Genomic DNA, 26422 nt, shown 5'->3' on the forward strand with positions numbered 1-26422 from the left:
TATTAAATTGAGAGTATGAAAAAAGAATTAATTATATCTACAGTTTACAGTCAGCTTGAAAAAACGATTTGTTTAGCTACAAGTTGTTATTCAACGACGGGAATTCGCTCAACAATAGTTTGTCAAATGTTTGAAGTTGAGGATAGGGTGGTTGAAAACGAATACTGCTCAGCTTTCAATGTTATTTACTCGTTTGATAGGGGGTTAGCTAGGAGCCGTATGTTGGGACTCCTTTCGACAAGTGCAGATTTAGTTTGGTTAGCAGATGATGATATTGAGGTTGTTCCCAACGGAGTTATTGAAGCTTTTAATGAATTAGAAAGCAGTAATGATGACTTTATAACAACAAAATATGCAATAAATGAGCGCCAAGAACGAAAAAACTATGCAAAATCAGAGTTTTTTCATAGTAGCGTTAGTATTATGAAAGTTAGCTCTATTGAGATAATTGTTAATAGAAATAAAGTTATTAATAAAGGAGTAGCCTTTGACACTCGTTTTGGTTTGGGGGCATTCTTTAAGTCGGGTGAAGAGAATATCTTTTTAGCAGATATTTTAGATAAAGGTGGTCGTGGTCGCTTTGTGCCAATAGTTACATCAATTCATCGCGATATTACCTCTGGAGGCGACTTTTCAAGTGAGTTAGCTAACATCACTAAAGGGGCTATATTTCGTAGGGTTTTTGGTTTTTATGGCATTCCTTTGCTAGTCGCTTTTTATTTTAAAAGACTATTAAAAAAGGAAGTTAAGCTAGCAAGTTTTTTTTCAGCTTTAATGTTTTCATTTAAAGGCTTTTTTAAGCTGAAATGATTTTACGGAAATACAAATGAGTGTAGATGTTCCAAAGGTTTCAATAATTACCGCTTCGTACAATTCATCTTTATATATTAAGACCGTTTACGATGCAATTAAAGCACAAAACTATCCTTGTTGGGAGTGGTTAGTTACAGATGACTGCTCTGTAGACTCTTCTTTGGATATTTTAGAAAATATTGCAAAAAATGATAGCAGAGTGATTGTTTTTAAAAATACCGTTAATAGCGGGGCAGCTGTGAGCCGAAATGTTTCTTTGGGTCATGCAACGGGTGAGTATATTGCTTTTATAGATAGTGATGATCTTTGGCTGCCAAATAAGCTACATGAGCAAATATCATTTATGCAAAGTAACGATGAAATTAATTTTTCATTTACAGCTTATGAGCTTGTAGATGGTGAAGGTAATAAGCTTAAGAAAGAGGTTGATACCACTGATAAAAGAGCTTTTTCTTATGCTGAACAGCTTTGTAAAAAAGCGACAATGGGGTGTTCAACGGTTATTCTTCGCCGAAATGCATTTAGCGATATTACCATGCCGTTAATTAGAACAGGACAAGATTATGCCTTGTGGTTAAAGCTGTTAAAAACCGGAAGTAAGGCATACTTATTACCTAAAGTTTTAACCCAATATCGGATTTTACCAGATTCAATATCTAGAAATAAATTTAAAAAAATAATACGTCAATGGAATATATACCGGGATATTGAAATGTTAAATATTTTTTCTGCTACAAAGTGTTTTTGTTTTTATGCGTGGCGAGCTGTTTTTCGTAAATAGTGATTTCAATCATTCTTGTTTATTTTAACCATAGATTATTACTAAAGCGTTGATTTAATAAATGTATTAAAAATATATAAAGCTTTAGAACATTATACGTATAGGACAATTATCAAATGAAAATAGCTATAGTAGGCACTGGGTATGTGGGGCTTTCAAACGCCATGCTTTTATCACAGCACAATGAGGTTGTTGCTTTAGACATAGACGAGCAAAAAATAGCGCTTTTAAATAATAAGCAGTCGCCTATTGTAGATACTGAAATTAGCGCGTTTTTAACGCGTGATGAGTTATGCTTTATAGCAACAACGGACAAGCAAGTTGCATACGAAGGTGCTGATTTTGTAGTTATTGCTACACCGACAGATTACGATCCAGAAACAAATTACTTTAATACTCAAAGTGTTGAAGCGGTTATTAAGGATGTTAACGCCCTAAATCCACATGCCGTAATGATAATAAAATCAACAGTGCCTGTTGGCTTTACACAAGCTTTAAAAGAAAAGCTTAATAACGAAAATATTATTTTTTCGCCTGAGTTTTTACGTGAAGGTAAGGCACTTTACGATAATTTATACCCCTCGCGCATTGTGGTTGGTGAGCAAAGTGAACGTGCTGAAGTGTTTGCTAACTTACTTAAGCAAGGAGCGGTTAAGCAAAACATTGAAGTGTTATTTACTGACTCAACTGAAGCTGAAGCAATTAAGCTCTTTTCAAATACATATTTAGCAATGCGTGTGGCTTACTTTAATGAGCTAGATAGTTACGCAGAAGCGCATGGTTTAAGTAGCAAGCAAATAATACAAGGTGTTGGGCTAGACCCTCGTATTGGTACTCATTATAACAACCCGTCTTTTGGTTATGGCGGTTATTGTTTACCTAAAGATACTAAGCAGTTATTAGCTAACTATAAAGATGTGCCTAATAATATAATTGGTGCAATAGTTGATGCAAATAGAACGCGTAAAGACTTTATTGCAGACTCTATTATTAAGCGAAACCCAAAAGTTGTTGGTGTGTATAGGTTGGTAATGAAAACCGGTTCAGATAACTTTAGGGCTTCAGCAATTCAAGGGATTATGAAACGTATTAAAGCCAAAGGTATTGAGGTTGTTGTATTTGAACCAGTATTAGAGGAAGACACCTTTTATCATTCTCGTGTAATTAAAGATTTAAATGAGTTTAAACAACTGTCGGATGTAGTGTTATCAAACCGTATGGTTGATGAACTTAGCGATATTACAGATAAGGTTTATACACGAGATTTGTTTGGTAACGATTAAAGTTACAAAACTGCGCGAGGTAAACTCCCGCCCACGGGTGAGTGTTTATTGTAGGCGGGGCTTTACGCCGCGCAAGTTTAAGGTTTGAGGTTTAAAAAATATCGCGCGAGGTAAACTCCAACCTACGGGTTGGGTGTTGTAGGCGGGGCTTTACGCCGCGCTGGTTTGAGGTTTAAAAAATATCGCGCGAGGTAAACTCCAACCTACGGGTTGGGTGTTGTAGGCGGGGCTTTATGCCGCGCTGGTTTAAGGTTTGAGGTTTAAAAAACTGCGCGAGGTAAACTCCCGCCCACGGGTTTGGGTGTTTGTTGTAGGCGGGGCTTTATGCCGCGCTGGTTTAAGGTTTAAGGTTTAAAAAACATTGCGCGAGGTGATCTTCCGCCTATAGGGTGGGTGTTTGTTGTGGGCGGGGCTTTACGCCGCGCTGGTTAAAATTAAAAAACATTGCGCGAGGTAAGCTCCCGCCCACGGAGCGAGATCCTTTTATTAATATTTACCCTTCGGCTATTTCTACGAACGTTTCGTCACTTAAAACTTCTTTATATTTTTTGGCTAGTGCATTTTTTGCATCATCGTCGCCGTGTACTATTTTTATATGGCTGGGCTTTTTACGCATGCCGGTTACAAATTTTATTAACCCATTTTGATCTGCGTGGGCGCTGTAGCCGCTTATGGTGTGTACTTTGGCGTTTATGGTAATACGGGTGTTATTTATAAATACATAACCGTTACGAGGGCCATAGGTTTGTATATCGCGCCCTAACGTGCCACGCCCTTGGTAGCCTACAAATAGTATGTCGGTGGTTTTGTCACTTAAAAAGCGCTCTAGGTAATTAACAATGCGCCCACCGGTGCACATGCCACTGGCAGCTAAAATAATGGCGGGGGTTTGGCGGGTGGCTAGGTAATTAATAATTGCCATGTGCTCTTTATGAGTGTCGATTGTGGTTAGGTTTTTAAAGTCGAGCGGGTGGCGGCCTTTGGCTACTTTGCGCTTTGCTTCAGCGTCCCATAAATGTTTAAAACTTTTATATTGTTCGGTAAAGTTTGCCGCCATGGGGGAGTCGAGTATTACATGTATGCTGTGCCATGGTGAGTTTTTAGCTGCGCTGTGAATTAACTGCTCTAACTCGTAAAGTAGCTCTTGGGTTCGGCCTATACTAAACGCGGGCACGAGTACCACGCCGTTATCGGCAACCGCACCTTCTATTACTTTTTTTAATGTTTGGGTACGCTCTTTACGTCCTTGATGGTTTTTATCGCCGTAGGTCGATTCAATCACTAAGGTGTCGGCTTTATAGGGCGCCTTAGGTGTGGGTAATAGCGGCGTATGCGGTGCGCCTAAATCGCCAGAAAACACTACGCGATGGGTGTTTTTATTATTGTTGCCGTTGCCGTTGCTCGTAGTTTTAGTGTTAGTAATGTCAATTTCCACATAGGCTGATCCTAAAATATGCCCAGCTCGCTGAAACCGCGCTTTGGCTGCTGGTGCATTTTTAGAGCTATTAATATTTATGGGTAAGTTAAACCAGGTTTTAAAATCGACCGCGACAATGCGCCTAGCTAATAAGCTTAAACAGGCTGCAATTATTTTAGGATCGCGTGTTACCCCTACTTTTAATGCATCCTCTATCACCAGTGGCAATAAACTTGCCGACGCTTTAGTGGTGTAAATAGGCCCTTTAAATCCCGCAGCCAATAAATACGGTATACGCCCCACATGATCAATATGGCAATGAGTAACAATTAACGCCGTGACATTGCTAATACTAAACTCTATTGATAAATCGGCTTTTGAATCTTCCCCCTGAAATAATCCACAATCAATGAGTACCGATGAATTGCTATTTATTAATAGTTCGTGGCATGAGCCCGTAACGCCATTAACAGCTCCGTGATGCAGTATTTTCATTTATCGTCCTTGTGAGTTTAAAAGAGGGGCTTTTTGATTAAAGCGGTTTTTAAATATTTAGCCATGTTGTTTGTAACAGCTTAGTTTTAATTAGTTTAAATGCAAGGGCAGCATAGCTTAAGCCGCGCTTGTTTAAATTAACCCGTAGGCGAGTGGCTTGCCACCGCGCGCACGTAGTGCGAATGTTTTAAGTAATTATAGTTTTTGTTAAAAATATCGCGCCAGCAAGCTTGGCACTTACAAATCCCAGACAAAAGATAAAACCAAGCACGGTGCTTGGATTGTGTAAGTGCGGTTTTACACCTCACTTTTCAAAAAAGATACTATTTCACAAAGAGAAGGCAATGAGAGTAAATGAGAAAATATTAAAAAATTAACATTTTAAGCTATTACTTTTCACTGCTCTAAAGCGCAGCGCTCTCTTAACCTCTTTGTGAATAAACGGGCTTTAATTAAAATCACACTGCGGACTACGGGGTGTTTACTTATTTTTGACTGCTAAAACACCTAAACTCTACGTTATCACTTTTACCCTCCCTGGTCTGACCAATTTATTTTCGTCTCATTTAGCTTTCTTTATTTATACTATTTTGTGTATTCTTTAAACTTTGCGCTGAATGCGTTACGCTGGCTAAGTGTCCTTAAAGCTACTGTAAATTGACAGCAATTAGGCTTTTTGTTACCGTATGTCAAAATTTGGTATGACCAATTTACCTTTTGGTTAAATTGTTCTGTTCAAAGCCTGGTTTTAAGGGCTTTTGGTATTTATACAACGCGGACGTTGACTGATGTCTTTAAAGATTAAAGCTGCAAAATTATCGGATGTGATTTTACAACAACTTGAGAACATGATTCTTGAGGGTTCGTTGGCACCAGGCGAAAAACTGCCACCGGAGCGTGAGTTAGCTAAGCAATTTGAAGTATCGCGGCCATCACTGCGCGAAGCGATTCAAAAGCTTGAAGCTAAAGGTTTAGTAACTAGGCGCCAAGGCGGCGGTACGTATGTAAAAAATCAGCTAGAAGAAGGGCTTACTGATCCGCTGTTTGATTTGATCAGTAAACATCCAGAATCGCAGTTTGATTTACTTGAATTTCGTCATGCATTAGAAGGGATTGCCGCGTATTACGCTGCACTGCGTGGCACCAATAACGATTTTATTAAAGTAAAACAAAGCTTTGATCAAATTGCTTTGGTACAAGACGACTTACAACAAAAAGCGAAAGCAATAAATGCTTTTCATTTTTGTATTGCAGAGGCGTCACATAACATTGTTTTACTGCATTTAGTGAGAGGCATGCAGGCATTGCTTGAGCAAAATGTATTGCAAAATTTAACAGCGTTATTAACAAAATCAGATATCAGTAACCAATTAGGCCACCACCGTGGTTTGCTAATGGATGCTGTTATTGAAGGTAAGCCCGAAGAAGCACGCTTAGCTAGTAATGCGCATTTAGCCTATATAGAAGAGGCATTACTTGAAGCGGGTAAAGAACATTCGCGAATTGAACGCAGTTTAAGACGCACCAAACAAAATTAAGCAAATACATCCTTACTCAAAATTAGTAAGTGGGATGTGTTAAATACACAACATTCGTATTTTAAACATAAGGAAACCTCCATATGTCTGAAGTCAATAAAATTGACGTAGACGCGCTAGAAACACAAGAGTGGTTACAAGCTCTTGAATCGGTTGTGCGCGAAGAAGGTGTTGAACGAGCTCAGTTTTTACTTGAGCAAGTGTTAGAGCAAGCCCGTTTAGATGGCGTAGATATGCCAACGGGTATTACCACTAACTACGTCAATACAATTCCGGTAGAGCAAGAACCTGCTTACCCGGGAGATGTAAATATTGAACGCCGTATTCGTTCAATAATTCGTTGGAACGCGATAATGATTGTATTGCGTGCATCGAAAAAAGATCTCGATTTAGGCGGCCATATGGCGTCTTACCAATCGTCTGCGGCATTTTATGAAGTGTGTTTTAACCACTTTTTTAAAGCACCAAACGATGTAGACGGCGGCGACTTAGTTTATTACCAGGGTCATATTTCTCCGGGTATTTATGCACGCGCATTTGTTGAAGGGCGTTTATCGGCATCGCAGCTAGATAACTTCCGTCAAGAAGTAGGGGGCGAAGGTTTACCGTCGTACCCGCATCCTAAATTAATGCCTGAATTTTGGCAGTTTCCTACGGTTTCTATGGGCCTTGGTCCTATTTCGTCTATTTACCAAGCACGCTTTTTAAAATACCTAGACGGCCGTGGCTTAAAAGACACTAAAAACCAACGTGTATATGCGTTTTTAGGTGATGGTGAAATGGATGAGCCAGAATCACGTGGCGCTATTTCATTTGCTGCACGCGAAAAGCTAGACAACCTATGTTACTTAGTTAACTGTAACTTACAGCGCCTAGATGGCCCAGTTATGGGTAACGGTAAAATTATTCAAGAGCTAGAGGGCCTATTTAAAGGCGCTGGCTGGAACGTAATTAAGCTAGTGTGGGGCAGCGGTTGGGATATATTACTGGCTAAAGATAAAACCGGTAAGTTATTACAACTAATGAACGAAACGGTTGACGGCGATTACCAAACGTATAAAGCAAAAAATGGCGCGTATGTACGTGAACATTTCTTTGGTCGTTACCCTGAAACAGCTGCACTTGTTGCTGATATGACAGATGACGAAATTTTTGCGCTTAAGCGTGGTGGTCATGAGCCATCTAAATTATTTGCTGCATTTAAAAAAGCAGAAGAAACCAAAGGTCGTCCTACTGTTATTCTTGCTAAAACCGTTAAAGGTTACGGCATGGGTGAAGCGGCTGAAGGTAAAAATATTGCGCACCAAGTTAAAAAAATGGACATGTCGCATGTTGCACACCTACGCTCACGCCTAGGCCTTGACGATTTAATATCTGAAGAGCAACTAACCGAACTGCCTTATTTAACGCTTGAAGAAGGCACTCCTGAGCACACTTACTTACACGCTCGTCGTGAAGAGCTTAAAGGTTATACACCTAAGCGTATTGCACGCTTTAGCGAAAAGCTAACAGTGCCAGAAGTAGAAGCGTTTAACCCGCTACTTGAAGAACAAAAACGTGATATTTCTACCACTATGGGTTTTGTTCGTGCTCTTAATATTTTACTAAAAGACAAAGGCATTGGTAAAAACATAGTACCTATTATTGCCGACGAAGCACGTACCTTTGGTATGGAAGGTTTGTTCCGCCAAATTGGTATTTATAACCCACATGGCCAAAACTACACACCTCAAGATCGCGATATTGTTTCTTACTATAAAGAAGCTACATCGGGTCAAGTACTGCAAGAAGGTATTAACGAGTTAGGTGCAATGTCGTCATGGGTTGCTGCAGCAACATCGTACAGCACCAACGATTTACCAATGATCCCATTTTACATTTACTACTCTATGTTTGGTTTCCAACGCGTTGGCGACATGGCATGGATGGCAGGCGATCAGCAAGCACGTGGTTTCTTATTAGGTGCAACAGCAGGGCGTACTACGCTTAACGGCGAAGGCTTACAACACGAAGATGGCCACAGCCATATTCTTGCCAGCACAGTACCTAACTGTATTTCTTACGATCCAACGTACGCATACGAAGTAGCGGTTATCATTCAAGATGGTATTCGTCGTATGTATGGTGACGATCAAGAAAACATTTACTACTACTTAACGTTAATGAACGAAAACTACCATCAGCCAGCTATGCCAGAAGGCGCTGAAGAAGGTATTCGTAAAGGTATTTACAAGCTAGAGAGCTACGCAGGCAAAAAAGCCAACGTACAGCTATTAAGCTCGGGTACTATTATGACTGAAGTACGTAAAGCAGCTAAAATATTGAGCGAAGACTACGGTGTTGCGTCTGACGTATTCTCAGTAACGTCTTTTAACGAGCTAACGCGCGATGGCCAAGATGTTGAGCGTTTTAACATGCTTAACCCTGAAGGCGAGCAAAAAACAGCGTATATCACTAGCGTATTAAACGATTCAGTAACGGTTGCAGCAACCGATTACATGAAAAACTACGCAGAGCAAGCGCGTTCGTTTATTCCTAGCAATAACTATAAAGTGTTAGGCACCGATGGTTACGGCCGCTCTGATAGCCGCGAAAACCTTCGTCGTCACTTTGAAGTTAACGCAGACTACGTTGTAGTTGCTACGTTATCTGAACTTGCTAAACGTGGTGAAGTTGAAAAGTCGGTAGTTATTGAAGCACTTAAAAAGTTCAATATCGACACCAACAAACTTAACCCACTGTACGCATAAGAGGTTTGCAATGAGTATTGAAATTAAAGTACCCGATATCGGTGGTGATGAAGTAGAAGTAACCGAAATCTTAGTAGCCGTTGGCGACGTTGTTGAAGTTGATCAAGCATTACTAACCGTTGAAGGCGACAAAGCATCAATGGAAGTGCCGGCCGACACAGCTGGCACGGTAAAAGAGATTAAAGTAAGCATTGGCGACAACGTAGCTACTGGCTCTTTAGTGTTTATCTTTGAAGGCGAGAGTGAAGGCGAAAGTGCAAGTGAAGCTAAAAGCGACACTGCAGCAGAGCAAAAAGCGCCTGCAACTGACGCTAAACCAGCACCAGCTGCTTCTGGCTCTGCAGCAAAAGACGTAACCTTGCCAGATATTGGCGATGACGAAGTTGAAGTAACAGAAATTTTAGTAGCCGTTGGCGACAGCGTTACTGAAGATCAGTCTATTTTAAGCGTTGAAGGCGACAAAGCATCAATGGAAGTACCTGCGCCATTTGCTGGCACAGTTAAAGAAATTAAAGTAGCGACTGGCGATACAGTAAAAACCGGTTCATTGGTATTTGTATTTGAAGTAGCGGGTAGTGAGTCTGCAGCACCTGCTGCTGAGTCAACACCAGCCGAAACTAAAGCAGCGCCAGCGGCCGAGCAAAGCTCAGCATCAAGCACAAAAGAAGTTAACGTGCCTGATATTGGTGGCGACGAAGTTGAAGTGACCGAAATTTTAGTAGCCGTTGGCGACAGCGTTACTGAAGATCAATCGTTACTAAATGTTGAAGGCGACAAAGCAGCAATGGAGCTTCCGGCACCGTTTGCAGGCACAGTTAAAGAAATTAAAGTAGCTACGGGCGATAAAGTATCGACCGGCTCGTTAATTTTTGTTTTTGAAGTTGCTGGTGGCGCACCTGCTGCAGCAGCTAAACCTGAAGCCGAAAAGTCAGCACCTGCTGCTAAAAGCGAAAAACCAGCACCAAAAGCCGAAACAGCGACGCAATCTGCTCCAGCAGCTAGCAACGAAAGCTTTGCGAATAACAGCGCGTATGCACATGCATCGCCTGTGGTACGCCGCTTAGCACGTGAGTTTGGTATAAACCTAGCTAATGTAAAAGGCTCTGGTCGTAAAAACCGCGTAGTAAAAGACGACGTGCAAAACTATGTTAAAAACCTAGTTAAGCAAGTTGAATCTGGTCAATTGTCGGCAGGTAAAGGCAACGCAGGCGGCAGTGAGCTTGGGCTTATTCCATGGCCTAAAGTTGATTTTGCTAAGTTTGGCGAAATTGAAGAGAAAAAACTATCGCGTATTCAAAAGCTATCGGGTAAAAACTTACACCGTAACTGGGTGCAAATCCCACATGTTACTCAGTTCGACGAAGCCGATATAACCAGCCTTGAAGAATTCCGTAAAGAGCAAAATGCCCTTAACGAGAAGAAAAAGCTAGGTGTTAAAATTACGCCACTAGTATTTGTAATGAAAGCCGCAGCAAAAGCATTGGCCGAATTTCCAACTATTAACTCGTCACTGTCTAACGACGGCGAAAGCTTAATTCTTAAAAAGTACATTAATATTGGTGTAGCGGTTGATACGCCAAATGGTTTAGTAGTACCTGTGTTTAAAGATGTTGATAAAAAAGGCATTATTGAACTATCGCGCGAGCTAATGGAAGTATCAGCTAAAGCACGCGACGGTAAGCTTACCTCGGCAGATATGCAAGGAGGCTGTTTTACTATTTCAAGCTTAGGCGGTATTGGCGGTACGGCATTTACGCCGATTGTTAACGCGCCAGAAGTGGCTATTTTAGGTGTATCTAAATCTGAAATGAAGCCAAAATGGAATGGTAAAGAGTTTGAACCAAAACTTATGGTGCCATTGTCAATGTCGTACGACCATAGAGTGATTGACGGTGCGCTAGCAGCACGCTTTACTGTTACGCTGGCAAGCTACATGAGCGATATTCGTCAATTAGTGATGTAATCGCTAAAAATGTATGAAATGAAATCCCAGCCAGTTGTTTTTTGCTGGGATTTTTACCATTTGCAATGATACAATCTTTGCACAGAATTTCTGCCTCGCAGAAGCATGGCAGTTAAACCTTGGGGCTGTGTCCCGTTCAAATAATTAAGGTAATAGCATGAGCAATGAATTAAAAACTCAAGTTGTTGTACTAGGCGGTGGTCCTGGTGGTTACTCTGCGGCTTTCCGTGCTGCTGACTTGGGCTTAGAAGTTACACTAGTTGAGTCTCGCGATACACTAGGCGGTGTATGTCTAAATGTGGGTTGTATCCCTTCAAAAGCGCTTTTACACGTAGCTAAAGTAATTGATGACGCAGCGGCAATGGCCGATCATGGCGTTACTTTTGGCGCACCACAAATTGACTTAGACAAAATCCGTTCATGGAAAGACTCTGTTATTGGCCAACTTACTGGTGGCTTAACTAGCATGTCGAAAATGCGTAAAGTTAAAGTTGTATACGGTTACGGTAAATTTACTGGCAGCAACACCATTGCTGTTGAAGGCACCGACGGTACCACAACAATTACGTTCGACAACGCAATTATTGCTGCAGGTTCTAAACCAGTTAGCTTACCTTTCATCCCAGAAGATGATCGCGTAATTGACTCAACTGGCGCACTAGAGCTTAAAGATATCCCTGAAAAGCTACTTGTACTTGGTGGTGGTATTATTGGCCTAGAAATGGGCACAGTATACCGTGCACTAGGTTCAGCAATCGACGTAGTTGAATTTGCTGATCAACTAGTACCAGCTGCTGATAAAGACATTGTTAAAATTTACCAAAAGTACGTAAGCGACAAATTTAATGTAATGCTTTCTACTAAAGTAACGGGCATTGACGCAAAAGACGATGGCCTATATGTAACGTTTGAAGGTAAAAACGCACCAGCAGAACCAGTACGTTACGACAAAGTACTTGTAGCAGTTGGCCGTACACCAAACGGTAAGTTACTTGATGCAGATAAAGCAGGCGTTAACGTTGATGACCGCGGCTTTATTAATGTTGATAAGCAGCTTAAAACTAACGTTGAGCACATTTTTGCAGTGGGCGACATTGTTGGCCAACCTATGCTTGCGCATAAAGCGGTTCACGAAGCACACGTTGCAGCTGAAGTTATTTCTGGCCAAAAACATTACTTTGATCCTAAATGTATTCCTTCAATTGCCTACACAGATCCAGAAATGGCGTGGGTTGGTGTAACTGAAAAAGAAGCAAAAGAGCAAGGCCTTAGCATTGAAACTGCGGTATTCCCGTGGGCTGCATCAGGTCGTGCAATTGCATCTGCGCGTACTGAAGGTTCTACTAAGCTTATTTTTGATAAAGAAAGTGGCCGTGTAATCGGTGGCGCTATGGTTGGTATTAACGCAGGCGAAATGCTGGGCGAAATTGGCCTAGCAGTAGAAATGGGCGCAGATGGCGAAGACTTAGCACTTACCATTCATGCTCACCCAACATTGAACGAATCAATCGGCCTAGCAGCTGAAATTTACGAAGGTTCAATCACTGACTTACCAAATAAAAAAGCAGTTAAAAAGAAAAAGTAATTTCTTTTAGTTAATTGTTTAAAAACCCAAGCCCAGCTTGGGTTTTTTTATGGGCGAAAAGCAGGTTTTAGGTATCAGGTATTAGGTATTAGGTATTAGGCAGAGATCAAACCAAGCTCAGTGTTTAGGCCGTCCGTAGGCGGGGCTTTATGCCGCGCTTGTTAAAATTAAAAAAACATTGCGCGAGGTAAACTCCCGCCTACAGGTGGGTTGTAGGCGGGGCTTTATGCCGCGCTTGTTAAAATTAAAAAAACATTGCGCGAGGTAAACTCCCGCCTACAGGTGGGTGTTTGTTGTAGGCGGGGCTTTATGCCGCGCTGGTTAAAATTAAAAAACATTGCGCGAGTTCAAGTAATATAAATACAATCCCAATGAGGATAAAAAGCAACACTCTTAACTAAAGATGCTCTAAGGGGATTTGCTACTATATAACGAGCACAATTAGTTAAGTCGCTTTCATCTCTAATTAAATGGTCATAGAAATCAGGTTGCCACAGCTTTTGTATTAAAAACTGCTCTCTAGCTTGTTTTGCACAGCGACCTTTAAATGTTCGAATCAAGCAGCTAAGAGAAGAGCTCATTTTTAATTGAAATAACCAATGTATATGATCAGGCATAAACACAAAGGCAATCGTTTTAGATGCGCCTTGTTCCTCCAGAACTCTCATTTCATTTATTAATAATCTATTTAAATAAAGATCAGTAAATAAGCATTGTCTGCCATAGGTAACTAGAGTTACGTTGTAATGGTGATTAGCTAAAGATACACGCCCTTTACGAAGTAGCTGTGAATTTTTCATTTAAAATAATCATTAGAAAAGTCATAATTTAAAAGTAGCAGTGATTTTTAAATTTGCCTAAGGTAAAGCTTTATGCCGCGCTTGTTTAAGGTTTAAGGTTCAAAAACATTGCGCGAGGTAAACTCCCGCCTACGGGGTTGGGTGTTTGTTGTAGGCAGGGCTTTATGCCGCGCTTGTTAAAATTAAAAAAACATTGCGCGAGGTAAACTCCCGCCTACGGGGTTGGGTATTTTTTGTAGGCGGGGCTTTATGCCGCGCTGGTTTAAGGTTTAAAAAACATTGCGCGAGGTAAACTCCCGCCTACGGGGTTGGGTGTTTGTTGTAGGTGGGGCTTTATGCCGCGTTTGTTAAAATTAAAAAAATATTGCGTGAGGTGATCTTCCGCCTATAGGGTGGGTGTTTGTTGTAGGCGGGGCTTTATGCCGCGCTTGTTTAAGGTTCAAAAACATTGTGCGAGGTAAACTCCCGCCTACGGGTTGTATCATGTTGTTAATACCTAAAGCCCTTACATATCTATTTTCATCAAATATAGCTACAATGCGCGCCTAATTTATTTAAGGTAAACCCCAGTGAAAAATGCCGTTTTAGCATTACGTGCCCAACAAATAAGCGAATCGCGCCGTGAGTTTAACGCTCGGGGCGCTAAAATGACACGTTGCCAGCAATGCCTACTTGCAGAGCTTTACTGTATTTGTGAAGGGGTTATACAAGCCGATTGCGACGTCGCTGTGTGTTTACTTATGTATCATAATGAAAGCTTTAAACCTTCAAATACTGGGCGTTTAATTGCCGAAATAGTACCTGAAAACTATGCATTTAGATGGGACAGAACTGATCCTGATGCTAAATTATTAGCATTAATAAACGATCCGCAATATCAACCTATGGTGGTATTTCCTGCTGAAGATGTTGAGCCGGGCAGAGCGGTAACTGAAGTAAATATAACAGTTGGTAAAAAACCGTTATTTATATTTTTAGACGGCACCTGGCGCGAAGCTAAAAAAATGATTCGCAAAAGCCCGTATTTAGATAATCTTCCGGTATTGTCGATCACTGCCGATAAACTCTCAGACTACCGCCTACGTGTTGCTCCCCATGCGCATCAACTTGGCACTGCAGAAGTGGCCATTATGGTGTTAGCGTTAGCGGGAGAGAAAGATGCAGCCACAAAATTAGAACAGCATTTTATAAAGTTTCGCGATGCGTACTTATTAGGTAAGCGCAATAAAGGCAGGCCAGAGTAGTCTATATTTTGTTTTGACCACAAAGAAAAGCGCGCTCTATCTCTAGGCGCGCTTGCGGAATCTTCTAATTTTCTGCATCCTGCAATTGAACTTAATCAACTCCAAATTCTTACAAATCCTTGTTATTACAATATTACTTTTTAGTTCTATGTAATGTAGGCGCTCCTGCCCTGTATCCTTTATTTCCTCAACATCCTGTAAAACAACGTAAATCCTTTGTTGCTATCCTTTACGCATCATCCAGATGCTATCCTTTAAGACATTCCATTGTGCTGCTCTCCTAGAGCCTGTCCTAAAATCCGTTTTGTATTAGTAACCTAAATCATTGGTTGGTCGAGTAAGTTGTCCGTTTCCATTTACTCGTAAGCATCACTGCTTGGTTGTTAAGTTAATTATAGGCGGTACGATATTTTAAAGAAGTATAGGTTGCTAATTAATTGCTATAGTCGCAATAGTTAAAATTATTTACTTATTATAAAACAACTGGTTACTTTGTTTGTTATGGTTTTTTATGTTGTGTTTTCATCATTGGCTGTCACGTTTGTGGGATATGTCTTACGTTGGTTTTCTATTTTAGCGATTTTAACAGGATCAGATTATATAAAGTGTGCACTTTTGGGTAAGGCACGGTAGAATTATTGATAATAGTTATTATTCAGGTGGAAAATATGAAAAAAGTATTCGCAATTGTAGTTGGTTTGGCTGTGTCGGCACCCGTTTTTGCAACTGAGTCCGTTAATATTTATTCTTTTCGACAGCCTTTTTTAATAAAACCAATTTTAGATGACTTTACCAAACAAACTGGTATTAAAACAAATGTAGTGTTTGCTAATAAAGGCTTAATAGAGCGCGTTAAGCGCGAAGGTAAACACAGCAAAGCCGATTTAGTATTAACGTCTAATTTTAGCGCCTTAATCCAACTTGAAGATTTAGATTTAACGCAAACGATTAGTAGCGAAGCAATTAATAACAATGTGCCTGCGGCATTTCGTGATGGCGACGGCCAGTGGGTGGCACTTACTAAGCGAGTACGTAATGTTTACTCGTCAAAAGAGCGTGTGGGCGCGCTACCTGAGCTGACTTATGAAGATTTGGCCGATCCAAAATATAAAGGGCAAATATGTACTCGCTCTGGTAAACATCCGTATAATTTGGGTTTAGTTGCATCCATGATTGCACACCATGGTGAAGCAGATACCAAAGTATGGCTTGAGGGGGTTAAAGCAAATTTAGCGCGTAAACCACAAGGTAACGATAGAGCGCAAGTAAAAGCAGTGAAAGAAGGTTTGTGCGATCTTGCATTTGGCAATAGTTACTATTTAGGTAAAATGCTGCAAGATGAAACCCAAAAAGAATGGGCACAAGCGGTAAATATTAACTTTCCGAACCAAATCAATCGCGGCTCGCATATAAATGTGTCGGGTGCAGTTATTACAAAATACGCTAAAAACCCTGAAAATGCCTTGAAACTCCTAGAGTATATGACCGACAATAAAGCGCAAAACATGTACGCTTCAATTAATATGGAATATCCGGTTAAGCCAGGCGTAGAATTATCAAGTTTAGTTGCATCTTGGGGAAGCTTTAAAGAAGATAGCTTACCACTTGATGAAATTAGTAAATATCGTCCGTTAGCGTTAAGGCTAATTGATGAGGTGAAATTCGATCTTTAAATGACTTATAAATTTCAGCTGTCTAAATGGCAGCTTTTTGCATGGTCGACAGGATTATTACTGTCGACCCCATTGTTTTTTCTGCTATTTGAATCTCTACAAGGTAACTCAGAGGTGTTTTCGCATCTTTGGGATACAGTGCTGTGGGATTACATTTCTAATACCGTATTACTTATTTTAGGTGTGTGTGTACTAAGCTGTGCTATTGCCTTACCACTTGGCTGGCTAACCGCTTATTGCCAGTTCCCGGGTAAAAAACAGTTTGAATGGGCGTTAATGCTGCCACTGGCTATGCCTACCTATATTATTGCCTATGTTTATACCGACTTGCTTGATTACGCAGGCCCAGTACAAAATACTCTCAGAGACTGGTTTGGGTGGCAATCGCCGGATGATTACTGGTTTTTTGATATACGCACTTTGCCCGGCGCTATTGTAATGCTTGCACTGGTGCTTTATCCCTATTTATATTTAATTTTTAAAACAGCCTTGCGTGAGCAGTCTTTTAAGTTAGTACAGGCTAGCCAGTTAATGGGGCTGTCGTCGTGGCAGAGCTTTTTTAGGGTGAGCTTAGTGTTATCGCGCGGCGCAATTGTAGCTGCGCTAGCGCTAATTAGTATGGAAACCATGGCTGACTTTGCCACAGTAAGCTACTTTGCTGTAAGCACCTTAACCACTGCCGTATACGATACTTGGTTTGGTTATTACTCGTTAACCGCTGCAGCTAAAATATCGGGCGTGATGTTATTACTATTGTTTTTAGCCTTAATGGCGGAGCGCTTTAGTCGCCGTAATCAAGCGGTGTTTGAGCGTCAGTCGGGTATAAATAGTGAAGCGCTTTATATATTAAAAGGCAAGTCGGCTTGGCTGGCAATGCTATTTTGCAGTGTGATTTTAATTGTTGCCTTTGTTATACCTATTGCTGTGTTAATAAAGTACGCCATTGTTTATTTTGATCAAGCATGGAGTAGTGAGTTTTTTAGCTATGCGTGGCAAAGTTTAAAGGTAGCTATAGTAGTAAGCGTAGTAACGCTGTTACTTAGTGTATTAGTGGTGTTTTATCAACGTATAGCCAAGCAAAATTATCCACTTATTCCGGGGCGATTAGCTAGCACCGGCTACGCTTTACCAGGAACAGTACTGGCTATTGCGGTGCTATTACCGCTTACGCTGTTAGAAAATACGGTAAACCGTGTGCTTGAGCCATACGACTTAAATATAGGCTTGTTACTCACTGGCAGTGTATTTACCATTATTTTTGCTTATGTAGTGCGTTTTTACGCAGTAGCACATGGCGCGATTGAGTCGAGCTTTTTACGCATTAGCCCCTCTCTCGACATGGCTAGCCAATCTATGGGCAAAAGCCAAGGCCATACGTTACGTTTGGTGCATTTACCCCTACTTAGACGCGGGTTGCTTACTGCGGCTTTGCTGGTGTTTATTGAATGCATGAAAGAGCTACCTACGGCTTTGTTACTTAGGCCGTTTAATTTTGAAAGCTTAGCTACGCATGTGTTTCAGTATGTGAGTGATGAGCAATTAGAGCTGGCTTCTATATCGGCATTATTTATTGTGCTGGTTGGATTTATCCCTCTGTATTTTATTAACCGTTCTATGGAGCAACGTAGTTAAATGAGTAGTTTGATTTTACAAGGCGTGAGCTATCAATATAACGGTACTAAGGTTATTCACGAGCTAAATTTAACCATAGGTAAAAACGAAATAGTGTGTTTGTTAGGTGCCAGTGGTTGTGGTAAAACCACCACCTTAAAAGCAATTGCAGGGCTAATAGAAACGCAACAAGGAAGCGTGTTTATCGATGGTAAGCTGGTGAGTAACGCCAATACATTTATCTCGCCAGAGCATCGTAATATTGGCATGATGTTTCAAGATTATGCGTTATTCCCGCATTTAACCGTGGCACATAATATTGCTTTTGGCTTAAGTAAAATGAGTAAAGAGCAAAAGCAACAGCGCGTTGATGAAATGCTTAAGCTGGTGCATTTAGTTGGCTGCGCCGACAGGTATCCGCATCAGTTATCGGGTGGGCAACAACAGCGCGTGGCGATTGCGCGTGCACTTGCTTACAAACCAAGTTTACTATTACTTGATGAGCCGTTTTCGAATATAGACACTCAAGTACGCTTTGAATTAATTGCCGATATTCGCCGCATAATTAAAACTCAACAAGTGTCGGCAGTATTTGTTACCCACTCAAAGGAAGAGGCTTTTGCATTTGCAGACACGCTGGCTATTATGCACCAGGGTAAAATAGCTCAACAGGGCACCCCAGAACAGCTTTTTGCTAAACCAAGCTCAAAGGAGGTTGCAGAGTTTCTCGGTCAGGGCATATACTTAAGCGCAGAAGTGTTAACAGCAACTGAATATAAAACCGCTTTTGGCCTAGTTGAGTCGGTTATTGCGCACCAGCATCAGGCTAATATAGGAAAAATATATGTGCGTCCTCATCAAATAGAGCTAATGAGCGACAATAAAAAAGATAGCCATAGTGAACGCGCCACCATATTAAGCAGTCGTTTTATTGGTTCGGCTTATGTTTACACTGTAGTTATTGCACAACAAGAAATAGAAGTTGCAGCGCAATATGGCCAGTCATTTGTTCAAAATGAGCAGGTTATAATAAAAATAAAACCCCACACGGTGAATTTTTTCGAATCATAAATTAATTTGTTATTCGCTGTGTTTATCTATTTATAAGCTAAGGAATAACAATGGCACAAGCGCAATCAGGGATTTGTGCTGAAGCAAACTTACACGGTTTGCATTTATTTTTTAATGTGTTTGATGGCCAAGATGAGTCATTACGTACAAAGCTCAAGCAAGTAAGCGCTATTGAGGAAGAGTTTAGCGATCAGTTTTCTGAATCTATGCTTTCTTGTATGGTGGCTATTGGTGCACAGTATTGGCCGCATATTTTGCCAGAGTATATCCCCAGTGAACTACAAAGCTTTCCTAATATAAATCATAATGAACACGCAATGAGCGTGCAGCCGTGTGATTTGTTTGTGCAAATACGTTCAGACCGCGAAGACGTTAATCATTTATTTGCACTGCAAATTTTAAAGTTATTTGCACCAGACGTAGAGCTGGTGGAACAAATTCGTAATTTTAGATTTTTAGATGGTCGCGATTTCAATGGTTTTATTTATGGTGGCAAAATGCCGCATGGCCGACAAAAGCGGGCAACGGCGTTAATAAATAAACCAGGTAGCTTTGAGGATCAAGGCAGTTATATTCATGTGCAACGTTATAAGCACGATCTAAGCGTATGGCAGCATCTATCGCTAGATGAGCAAGAGCAAATAATAGGTCGCACTCGCTTAGACAACACTCTTATAGCCCCAGCGCTTGAAACCAGCCATGCACAACGCAGTGAATTAAAAGATGAGCAAGGCCAGCCAATATTACTTAATCAAGGCATGCCTTATGGCGATGTTTACGAGCAAGGAATGCTGTCAATTACTTGCTCGGCCAGTGGAACCGCATTTGAACAGGTATTAAAAAGTCGTTTAGGTGAGGGGGAGTGCTATGATCATTGGCTTGATTTTACTCAAGCCGATATGGGGTCTGCGTTTTTTGCACCGTCAGTTGGGTTTTTAAAACAGTTATAACGCGTGTTTTAAATACTAAACCGTATCAAATAAAATACGTACCCGCTCTAGGGTTAAGTCTATTTCAGATATTTTAGCTGGGGCAATAAAAATAGTGTCGTCGCCAGCTATAGTACCTAACACGCCATCGGCTTTACCTAATGAGTCAAGTAAACGCGCAATAAGCTGAGCCGCGCCTGGGCTGGTACGGATAATAATCATCATTTCGTTATGCATTATATCAATAACAAGCTGGCGCAACGGGCTTTTTGCTGTGGGTACGCCCATTTCTGCTGGCAAGCAATACACCATTTCTTGTTTGGCATTGCGCGTTCGTACCGCGCCAAACTTACTAAGCATGCGCGACACTTTACTTTGGCTTATATTGTCAAAACCTTGCTCTTTTAACGAATCTACTATATCGCCTTGAGAACCAAAGTTTTCTTCTTTTAAAAGCGCTTTAAATGCTTTTACTAACGCTTCCTGTTTGTCTTGTGGTTGCATAGTTTTTATTTGCTTTTTATTATCCATGCCGCAAATTCTACACAAAAACGAATAATTATACAGCAGTTGTTTATTTAACTTGCCAGTTTACTGTATTCAGGCCAAATGTTTTTACAACTATGGTCTAAAATATTACGAAAATAGGCAGGATAAATTTGTTTTTAGTCGCTAATTTCTTTATCTTAGAGCCATAAATATTTCCTACCTCAAATCACGGAGAATTCCAATGAAAGTTGCTGTATTAGGTGCTGCAGGCGGTATCGGTCAAGCGTTGTCTTTATTATTAAAAACAGGCTTACCAGCTGGTTCTGAATTATCACTATATGATGTTGCACCAGTAGTTCCAGGTGTTGCGGTTGATCTATCTCATATCCCTACAGCGGTTAAAGTAGCTGGCTTTGGCGCTGATGCGTTAAATGAAGCGCTTAAAGATGCTGATATCGTACTTATTCCTGCTGGCATGCCACGTAAGCCAGGTATGGATCGTGCAGATTTATTTAATGTAAATGCTGGCATCATCAAAACGTTAGCAGAAGGCATAGTTGCAAGTTGTCCTAAAGCGTTAGTAGGTATTATTACTAACCCAGTAAACGGCACTGTACCAATTGTTGCTGAAGTATTTAAAAAAGCAGGTACTTACGACGCTAAACGCGTATTTGGTATTACTACGCTTGACGTTATTCGTTCAGAAGCATTTGTTGCTGAACTTAAAGGCGTAGACGTAGCAACTGTTAAAGTTCCTGTAATCGGTGGCCACTCAGGTACTACTATTTTACCTCTACTTTCTCAAGTTGAAGGCGTGAGCTTTACAGATGAAGAAGTTGCAGCACTTACTCCACGTATCCAAAATGCGGGTACTGAAGTTGTAAATGCTAAAGCGGGTGGCGGTTCAGCTACTTTATCAATGGGTGCAGCTGCAGCTCGTTTTTGTATGTCTTTAGTTAAAGGCCTACAAGGTGAAGACGTTGTAGATTACGCGTACGTTGCTGTTGAAAATGGCGATGCGGAGTACTTTGCACACCCAGTACGTTTAGGTAAAAACGGCGTAGAAGAAATTCTTTCTTACGGCGAACTAAGCGCATTTGAAACAAAAGCAAAAAATGACATGCTTGAAACACTGAAAAAAGACATCAAAGAAGGTGTTGATTTCATGGCGTAATAGCCAAAATCAAGTGACAAAAAAGCCTGCGTTTGCAGGCTTTTTTATTGCTCGGAATTTAGCTAACCTGCACCCAGGTTAGCTACACATAAAGGCAGTAAAGTTAGTGATCGCGATCAACTGCAATACGGGCAAGGCTCACAAGTGCTTGTTTATATTCAGACTCAGCTAAAAAGTCTAAGCAAGCAATGGCTTTGTCGGCTTCAAGTTCGGCCTTTTGCATCGTAAATTCAAGCGCATTGGTTTGTTTAAGTGCCGCTAAAATTTCTTCAAGATGATCCATGCCATTACTGTGCTCTATAGCGTCACGGATCAGCTGTGTTTGCTGCTCATTACCATGTTGCATTGCATAAATAAGCGGCAGAGTTGGTTTCCCTTCGGCTAAATCATCACCAATATTTTTACCTAATTGATCTGCATCTGCGTTGTAATCAAGTACGTCATCAACGAGCTGAAACGCAGTACCTAAATGCATGCCGTATAGGTTAAGCGCATCAAGCGTGGCTTGGTTTTGCTCAGTAATAATGGCCGCAAGGCCTGTAGCGGCTTCAAATAGCTTAGCGGTTTTAGAGTAAATAACCTGCATATAGCTGGCTTCAGTGGTGTCGGGGTCATTACAGTTCATTAACTGTAATACTTCACCTTCAGCAATAATGTTAGTTGCATCTGCAAGCACTTGCATTACCTGCATTTTACCAAGGCCAACCATGAGCTGAAATGAACGAGTGTAAATAAAGTCGCCCACTAATACGCTGGCAGCATTACCAAACTCAGCATTTGCTGTAGGCGTGCCTCGGCGTAAGTTAGATTCATCAACAACATCATCATGTAATAGTGTTGCGGTATGAATAAACTCAACAATAGTTGCAAGTGTAATATGATCTTTACCCTGATAACCCAATGCTCTGGCCGCTAGTATTGCCAACATTGGGCGCACGCGCTTGCCGCCACTGTTTACAATATACAAGCCAAGTTGGTTAACTAACGCCACATCTGAGCGCATTTGCGCATGTATAAGTTGATTGACGTCATTCATATCGTTTTCGATTAACGCCTGGATAGCTTTTATATCCATTGATCTCCGAGCCAATTTTTATGTGTGAACGGCGCAGATTGTACAACAAAAAAAGCACTAGCTCGATATTTTGTGACGATTCCCTGAAAAAACACGGTTAACATCGCTAATTAGCACTTAAATACGAGAGATAGCTGATTGATTAGTGTACAAAGTGTGCTGTAATTTATGTTTATTTATTATCCGTTGTAGTGTGTGTTTAGCTAAGGCAAATTATTTTCACTAATCGTGAAAAAGCGCTTGGCAAAAGGGCTATTTAATATAAAATAGGGGAAATATTGAATTGCTCTCAATGCAGCTACTTTTTATTCATTTTAATTACAAAATAGGCTTGCTAGTTATTACGCCGTAGCGTAAACTTCGCGCCCTATCGAAGAATATTTTAGTTGCGTCGATTTGAGGGCGCACAGACGGAGTTAATTATGTACGCGGTTTTCCAAAGTGGTGGTAAACAGCATCGTGTGACTGAAGGTCAAACGATTCGTCTTGAAAAATTAGACGTTGAAACTGGTGCAGCAGTAGAATTTGATTCAGTACTTTTAGTTGCTGATGGTGAGAAAATCGAGATTGGTGTACCGTTCGTAAACGGTGGTAAGATAACAGCTGAGGTTGTTTCACATGGTCGCGGTGAGAAGATTAAGGTTGTTAAATTTAGACGCCGTAAGCATTCTCGTAAGCAAATGGGCCATCGTCAATGGTTCACAGAAGTTAAAATCACTGGCATTAGCGCTTAATTAGAGGTACTTAGAAATGGCACATAAAAAAGCAGCTGGTAGTACTCGTAACGGTCGCGATTCAGAAAGCAAACGCCTAGGTGTTAAGCGTTTTGGTGGCGAATCAGTTCTAGCGGGTAGCATCATTGTTCGTCAGCGTGGAACTCGTTTCCACCCTGGTACAAACGTAGGTATCGGTAAAGACCACACTATCTTCGCAAAAGCAGATGGTAAAGTTCAGTTTGAACAAAAAGGTCCTTTAAACCGTAAATACGTAACTATCGTAACTGAGTAATCAGTAAGATAGTTAAAAAACCCCGCCTTTGCGGGGTTTTTTGTTTTCATTATTTTACAATATATACCCAAGCCTGCAATTATACCTATGGGTTTAAGTAGCGGGCTCTTTAACGAAGTTATAGAGCGATCTAATTCGTAAAATGGTTCAAATATTTATGCCAATTGGTATTAAGTTGGCTTGGGTATATAATAGTGTTATTAACAAGCCAATCCCTAAAGTGAGTAATCATGAAGTTTGTAGATGAAGTAGAAATTCGCGTAGAAGCTGGAGACGGTGGCGCCGGTATCGTGTCTTTCCGTCGTGAAAAATATATCCCAGAAGGTGGGCCTGACGGTGGTGACGGTGGTGACGGTGGTAGTGTTTATCTACAAGCGGATGAAAACTTAAATACCTTAATTGATTACCAATTTGAACGCTTCCATAGAGCAGATCGCGGTACTAATGGCCGCAGCCGTAACTGTACGGGTAAAAAGTCTGACGATTTAATTATTATGGTGCCTGTAGGTACACGTATTATGGACGTTGATACGCAAGAGGGATTAGGGGATTTAACCCAACATGGCCAAAAGATTTTGGTGGCAAAAGGCGGTTTCCATGGCTTAGGAAATGCGCGTTTTAAATCAAGTACAAACCGTGCTCCGCGTCAAAAAACCTTAGGGACAGAAGGTGAAGTACGCAACCTTAAACTAGAGTTATTGTTACTAGCAGATGTAGGCTTATTAGGTTTGCCAAATGCAGGTAAGTCTACCTTTATCCGTAGTGTATCGGCAGCAAAACCAAAAGTAGCAGATTACCCATTTACGACGCTTATTCCAAATTTAGGTGTGGTACGTCCTGAAGCGAATAAATCATTTGTTATCGCTGATATACCAGGCTTAATTGAAGGCGCATCGGATGGTGCTGGTTTAGGTATTCAATTTTTGAAACACCTAGAGCGCTGTAGAATATTACTGCATATTATTGATGTAATGCCAGTTGATGGCTCAAATCCAGTTGATAATGCATTTGCGATTGTTAATGAGTTACATCAGTACAGCCCTAAATTAGCAGAAAAACCGCGCTGGTTGGTATTTAATAAAATAGATTTATTACCAGCTGACGAAGCAAAAGCTTTATGTGAAAAAATTGCACAAGAGCTAGGCGAAACTGAAAATATTTACAGTATTTCTGCTATTAATAAATCAAATACTCAACCACTAATTCATGACGTAATGACATTGCTTGAAAGCATGCCAAAAGAGAAATTCGTTGAAACTACAGACGAAGAGGTTGAGTTTAAGTGGGACACCTATCATCAAAAAGCCGCTAAAAAGAGCGACGATGATGATGATTGGGATGAGTGGAATGAAGATGATTACGACGTAGAAGTTGTGTACGAGCGTTAATTATAATTAATTACATATAAAAGGAGCTTATGCTCCTTTTTCTTTGTTTAATAATAAATACTGGATAATTAGTGTGATAATTTCAATGATTGCTGCAATGGCAAATAACCGTGTAATTGGCCTTAATAATACAATGCCTTGGCATTTACCTGGAGACTTACAGCATTTTAAAAAAGTAACCACAGGTAAACCTGTGATTATGGGGCGCAAAACATTTGAGTCTATTGGACGGCCTTTACCTGGGCGTCGTAATATTATTATTACCCGTAATAGCCAGTATCAAGCAACTGGAATAGAAGTTGTTACAACGCCAGAGGCCGCGTTAAATTTAGTTGCTGATGTGGAAGAGGTGATGATCATTGGTGGTGGAAATATTTATCAACAATTTTTAGAAAGTGCACAAAGACTTTATTTAACCTTTATAGACTTAGATGTTGAAGGTGACACTCAGTTTCCTGATTACGAGAAAGCGGCAAACTGGCAGGTTAAAGATGAAGTACAAATGGCTGCGGATGAAAAAAATCAATATAGTCATAAATTTGTAACTTTATATAAAAAAGCTTAACATTATTGCGAAGTACTGAGCATATTGGTACAATATTAACTAATCCAATAGGAATAAAGCATTGTAAAAAAGGGTTTTCCATGATTAAGTTATCAAAGCTAGTTGTTATTACTGCGATTGCAGCCGGTTCGTTTGCATATACTGCCCCTGCACAAGCAGATGATCAGTTAGCGATTTCCATTTGTGAGTATATTGCTGCGGATGATAAAAATCGTTTGCGTAGTAAGCTTAAAAGCTCACGAGTGAAAGTTCGCAATATATATGACGCAGTATTTTGTAATGGTAATAATTTATTACGACATGCAGTGGCAAGTAACGCACTAGATAGTGGCGAATATATAGTTAAAAACCTATCTAAAAGCTCACTAGAAGATGGCGCTGATGTATCATGGGCTGAATCGAACGGTCATTCAGGATCGCCCTTAATTGCGATAATTAAAGAGCGCGCAGGTCTTTAATTTTACAATAAATACGATTAAACCACGTTTTATACGTGGTTTTTTTACGCCTGTATTTTTATAAATAATTTTATATAACACAGCACTATTTTAGTGTTGTAATCCCCCCCTTTTAACACAAACGCCAACCTTATTAAAAACATAACCCTTTTTACTTATTAACTTACTTATTGTGTTGAAATGAACTTATAGCCGACTCTATAGGTGCTGAAGTTAAAGTAACCTAGGAATAGCCACACAAAATAACTCATTGTTTTTATTTGGGTTAACATTCTTGTTGTTGCTTTGACAGCTCATGAATTTAATACGATT

Annotated in this window: 22 protein-coding genes; 18 read left to right on the forward strand and 4 right to left on the reverse strand. The window is 40.5% G+C overall.

The window, feature by feature from the left end:
• The first annotated feature begins 15 nt into the window (after positions 1-15).
• From CIK86_RS00150 to CIK86_RS00160, 3 genes are all read left to right on the forward strand, one after another.
• Positions 16-810: a hypothetical protein gene (locus CIK86_RS00150; RefSeq protein WP_086997641.1), complete on the forward strand. Its 795-nt coding sequence runs from the start codon at positions 16-18 to the stop codon at positions 808-810.
• A gap of 16 nt (positions 811-826) precedes the next feature.
• Positions 827-1594, forward strand: coding sequence for a glycosyltransferase (locus CIK86_RS00155; protein ID WP_086997644.1), 768 nt, complete (start codon positions 827-829; stop codon positions 1592-1594).
• 116 nt (positions 1595-1710) lie between these two features.
• Positions 1711-2877 (forward strand): nucleotide sugar dehydrogenase, encoded by a 1167-nt coding sequence (locus tag CIK86_RS00160; protein WP_086997648.1) that lies wholly within the window; start codon positions 1711-1713, stop codon positions 2875-2877.
• Between the two features lie 493 nt (positions 2878-3370).
• Here the strand turns inward: CIK86_RS00160 and CIK86_RS00165 are convergent, their stop codons facing one another.
• On the reverse strand, positions 3371-4789 hold the full coding sequence (locus CIK86_RS00165; RefSeq protein ID WP_086997651.1) for an MBL fold metallo-hydrolase: 1419 nt from the start codon (positions 4787-4789) through the stop codon (positions 3371-3373).
• A gap of 788 nt (positions 4790-5577) precedes the next feature.
• Between CIK86_RS00165 and pdhR the strand changes: the two genes are divergently transcribed.
• From pdhR to lpdA, 4 genes are all read left to right on the forward strand, one after another.
• The gene (gene pdhR, locus CIK86_RS00170; protein ID WP_086997654.1) at positions 5578-6327 is read left to right on the forward strand and encodes a pyruvate dehydrogenase complex transcriptional repressor PdhR; all 750 of its coding nucleotides are present in this window, start codon (positions 5578-5580) and stop codon (positions 6325-6327) included.
• An 83-nt stretch (positions 6328-6410) separates the two neighbouring features.
• A complete protein-coding gene (gene aceE, locus CIK86_RS00175; RefSeq protein WP_086997657.1) occupies positions 6411-9077 on the forward strand; it encodes a pyruvate dehydrogenase (acetyl-transferring), homodimeric type in 2667 nt (888 codons plus the stop codon).
• Between the two features lie 10 nt (positions 9078-9087).
• Complete coding sequence (gene aceF / locus CIK86_RS00180; RefSeq protein WP_086997660.1) at positions 9088-11040, forward strand: pyruvate dehydrogenase complex dihydrolipoyllysine-residue acetyltransferase; 1953 nt, start codon at positions 9088-9090, stop codon at positions 11038-11040.
• Positions 11041-11197: 157 nt separating this feature from the next.
• Positions 11198-12625: a dihydrolipoyl dehydrogenase gene (gene lpdA, locus CIK86_RS00185; protein WP_011327104.1), complete on the forward strand. Its 1428-nt coding sequence runs from the start codon at positions 11198-11200 to the stop codon at positions 12623-12625.
• A gap of 347 nt (positions 12626-12972) precedes the next feature.
• Here lpdA and CIK86_RS00190 read toward each other — a convergent pair whose 3' ends face one another.
• The gene (locus tag CIK86_RS00190; protein ID WP_086997663.1) at positions 12973-13425 is read right to left on the reverse strand and encodes a transposase; all 453 of its coding nucleotides are present in this window, start codon (positions 13423-13425) and stop codon (positions 12973-12975) included.
• A 569-nt stretch (positions 13426-13994) separates the two neighbouring features.
• On the opposite strand from CIK86_RS00190, the gene CIK86_RS00195 reads away from it, so the two are divergent.
• The 5 genes from CIK86_RS00195 (at position 13995) to CIK86_RS00215 (ending at position 19974) form a co-directional block, all read left to right on the forward strand.
• A complete protein-coding gene (locus CIK86_RS00195) occupies positions 13995-14669 on the forward strand; it encodes a tRNA-uridine aminocarboxypropyltransferase (protein ID WP_086997666.1) in 675 nt (224 codons plus the stop codon).
• A 668-nt stretch (positions 14670-15337) separates the two neighbouring features.
• Entirely contained in the window at positions 15338-16342 is a 1005-nt protein-coding gene (locus CIK86_RS00200; RefSeq protein ID WP_011329308.1) for a Fe(3+) ABC transporter substrate-binding protein, read from the forward strand.
• Positions 16343-17974, forward strand: coding sequence for an iron ABC transporter permease (locus tag CIK86_RS00205; RefSeq protein ID WP_086997669.1), 1632 nt, complete (start codon positions 16343-16345; stop codon positions 17972-17974).
• Positions 17975-19024, forward strand: a complete 1050-nt coding sequence (locus CIK86_RS00210) for an ABC transporter ATP-binding protein (protein ID WP_086997672.1) — start codon at positions 17975-17977, stop codon at positions 19022-19024.
• 50 nt (positions 19025-19074) lie between these two features.
• Positions 19075-19974, forward strand: a complete 900-nt coding sequence (locus CIK86_RS00215) for a Dyp-type peroxidase (protein WP_011329305.1) — start codon at positions 19075-19077, stop codon at positions 19972-19974.
• A gap of 15 nt (positions 19975-19989) precedes the next feature.
• Here CIK86_RS00215 and argR read toward each other — a convergent pair whose 3' ends face one another.
• Positions 19990-20457: a transcriptional regulator ArgR gene (gene argR, locus CIK86_RS00220; RefSeq protein WP_041454781.1), complete on the reverse strand. Its 468-nt coding sequence runs from the start codon at positions 20455-20457 to the stop codon at positions 19990-19992.
• Between the two features lie 226 nt (positions 20458-20683).
• On the opposite strand from argR, the gene mdh reads away from it, so the two are divergent.
• Entirely contained in the window at positions 20684-21616 is a 933-nt protein-coding gene (gene mdh / locus CIK86_RS00225; RefSeq protein ID WP_011329303.1) for a malate dehydrogenase, read from the forward strand.
• Between the two features lie 103 nt (positions 21617-21719).
• Here mdh and ispB read toward each other — a convergent pair whose 3' ends face one another.
• A complete protein-coding gene (ispB, locus tag CIK86_RS00230) occupies positions 21720-22691 on the reverse strand; it encodes an octaprenyl diphosphate synthase (protein WP_011329302.1) in 972 nt (323 codons plus the stop codon).
• Positions 22692-23113: 422 nt separating this feature from the next.
• Here ispB and rplU point away from each other — a divergent pair, with 422 nt between their 5' ends.
• From rplU to CIK86_RS00255, 5 genes are all read left to right on the forward strand, one after another.
• Positions 23114-23425: a 50S ribosomal protein L21 gene (rplU, locus tag CIK86_RS00235; RefSeq protein WP_006794538.1), complete on the forward strand. Its 312-nt coding sequence runs from the start codon at positions 23114-23116 to the stop codon at positions 23423-23425.
• Between the two features lie 16 nt (positions 23426-23441).
• Positions 23442-23699 (forward strand): 50S ribosomal protein L27, encoded by a 258-nt coding sequence (rpmA, locus tag CIK86_RS00240; protein WP_002957747.1) that lies wholly within the window; start codon positions 23442-23444, stop codon positions 23697-23699.
• A 230-nt stretch (positions 23700-23929) separates the two neighbouring features.
• Positions 23930-25087 carry an Obg family GTPase CgtA gene (gene cgtA / locus CIK86_RS00245; protein WP_011329301.1) on the forward strand — a complete coding sequence of 386 codons (1158 nt, stop codon included), beginning with the start codon at positions 23930-23932 and terminating at the stop codon, positions 25085-25087.
• A 73-nt stretch (positions 25088-25160) separates the two neighbouring features.
• Complete coding sequence (gene folA, locus CIK86_RS00250) at positions 25161-25652, forward strand: type 3 dihydrofolate reductase (protein WP_176359696.1); 492 nt, start codon at positions 25161-25163, stop codon at positions 25650-25652.
• 80 nt (positions 25653-25732) lie between these two features.
• Entirely contained in the window at positions 25733-26110 is a 378-nt protein-coding gene (locus CIK86_RS00255) for a DUF3718 domain-containing protein (RefSeq protein ID WP_086997679.1), read from the forward strand.
• Positions 26111-26422 lie beyond the last annotated feature (312 nt).

Origin of the sequence: Pseudoalteromonas sp. JB197 (assembly GCF_002332205.1) — a bacterium.
Lineage (GTDB): Bacteria > Pseudomonadota > Gammaproteobacteria > Enterobacterales > Alteromonadaceae > Pseudoalteromonas > Pseudoalteromonas nigrifaciens.

What these genes read in the sequence shown, in the direction of transcription:
- mdh (WP_011329303.1), top strand. Translation starts at nt 20,684, where the DNA reads ATGAAAGTTGCTGTATTAGGTGCTGCAGGCGGTATCGGTCAAGCGTTG.
- CIK86_RS00160 (WP_086997648.1), top strand. Translation starts at nt 1,711, where the DNA reads ATGAAAATAGCTATAGTAGGCACTGGGTATGTGGGGCTTTCAAACGCC.
- CIK86_RS00255 (WP_086997679.1), top strand. Translation starts at nt 25,733, where the DNA reads ATGATTAAGTTATCAAAGCTAGTTGTTATTACTGCGATTGCAGCCGGT.
- CIK86_RS00150 (WP_086997641.1), top strand. Translation starts at nt 16, where the DNA reads ATGAAAAAAGAATTAATTATATCTACAGTTTACAGTCAGCTTGAAAAA.
- ispB (WP_011329302.1), bottom strand. Translation starts at nt 22,691, where the DNA reads ATGGATATAAAAGCTATCCAGGCGTTAATCGAAAACGATATGAATGAC.
- aceF (WP_086997660.1), top strand. Translation starts at nt 9,088, where the DNA reads ATGAGTATTGAAATTAAAGTACCCGATATCGGTGGTGATGAAGTAGAA.
- rpmA (WP_002957747.1), top strand. Translation starts at nt 23,442, where the DNA reads ATGGCACATAAAAAAGCAGCTGGTAGTACTCGTAACGGTCGCGATTCA.
- CIK86_RS00215 (WP_011329305.1), top strand. Translation starts at nt 19,075, where the DNA reads ATGGCACAAGCGCAATCAGGGATTTGTGCTGAAGCAAACTTACACGGT.
- argR (WP_041454781.1), bottom strand. Translation starts at nt 20,457, where the DNA reads ATGCAACCACAAGACAAACAGGAAGCGTTAGTAAAAGCATTTAAAGCG.
- cgtA (WP_011329301.1), top strand. Translation starts at nt 23,930, where the DNA reads ATGAAGTTTGTAGATGAAGTAGAAATTCGCGTAGAAGCTGGAGACGGT.
- aceE (WP_086997657.1), top strand. Translation starts at nt 6,411, where the DNA reads ATGTCTGAAGTCAATAAAATTGACGTAGACGCGCTAGAAACACAAGAG.
- CIK86_RS00205 (WP_086997669.1), top strand. Translation starts at nt 16,343, where the DNA reads ATGACTTATAAATTTCAGCTGTCTAAATGGCAGCTTTTTGCATGGTCG.
- lpdA (WP_011327104.1), top strand. Translation starts at nt 11,198, where the DNA reads ATGAGCAATGAATTAAAAACTCAAGTTGTTGTACTAGGCGGTGGTCCT.
- CIK86_RS00155 (WP_086997644.1), top strand. Translation starts at nt 827, where the DNA reads ATGAGTGTAGATGTTCCAAAGGTTTCAATAATTACCGCTTCGTACAAT.
- CIK86_RS00210 (WP_086997672.1), top strand. Translation starts at nt 17,975, where the DNA reads ATGAGTAGTTTGATTTTACAAGGCGTGAGCTATCAATATAACGGTACT.
- CIK86_RS00165 (WP_086997651.1), bottom strand. Translation starts at nt 4,789, where the DNA reads ATGAAAATACTGCATCACGGAGCTGTTAATGGCGTTACGGGCTCATGC.
- CIK86_RS00190 (WP_086997663.1), bottom strand. Translation starts at nt 13,425, where the DNA reads ATGAAAAATTCACAGCTACTTCGTAAAGGGCGTGTATCTTTAGCTAAT.
- pdhR (WP_086997654.1), top strand. Translation starts at nt 5,578, where the DNA reads ATGTCTTTAAAGATTAAAGCTGCAAAATTATCGGATGTGATTTTACAA.
- CIK86_RS00200 (WP_011329308.1), top strand. Translation starts at nt 15,338, where the DNA reads ATGAAAAAAGTATTCGCAATTGTAGTTGGTTTGGCTGTGTCGGCACCC.
- rplU (WP_006794538.1), top strand. Translation starts at nt 23,114, where the DNA reads ATGTACGCGGTTTTCCAAAGTGGTGGTAAACAGCATCGTGTGACTGAA.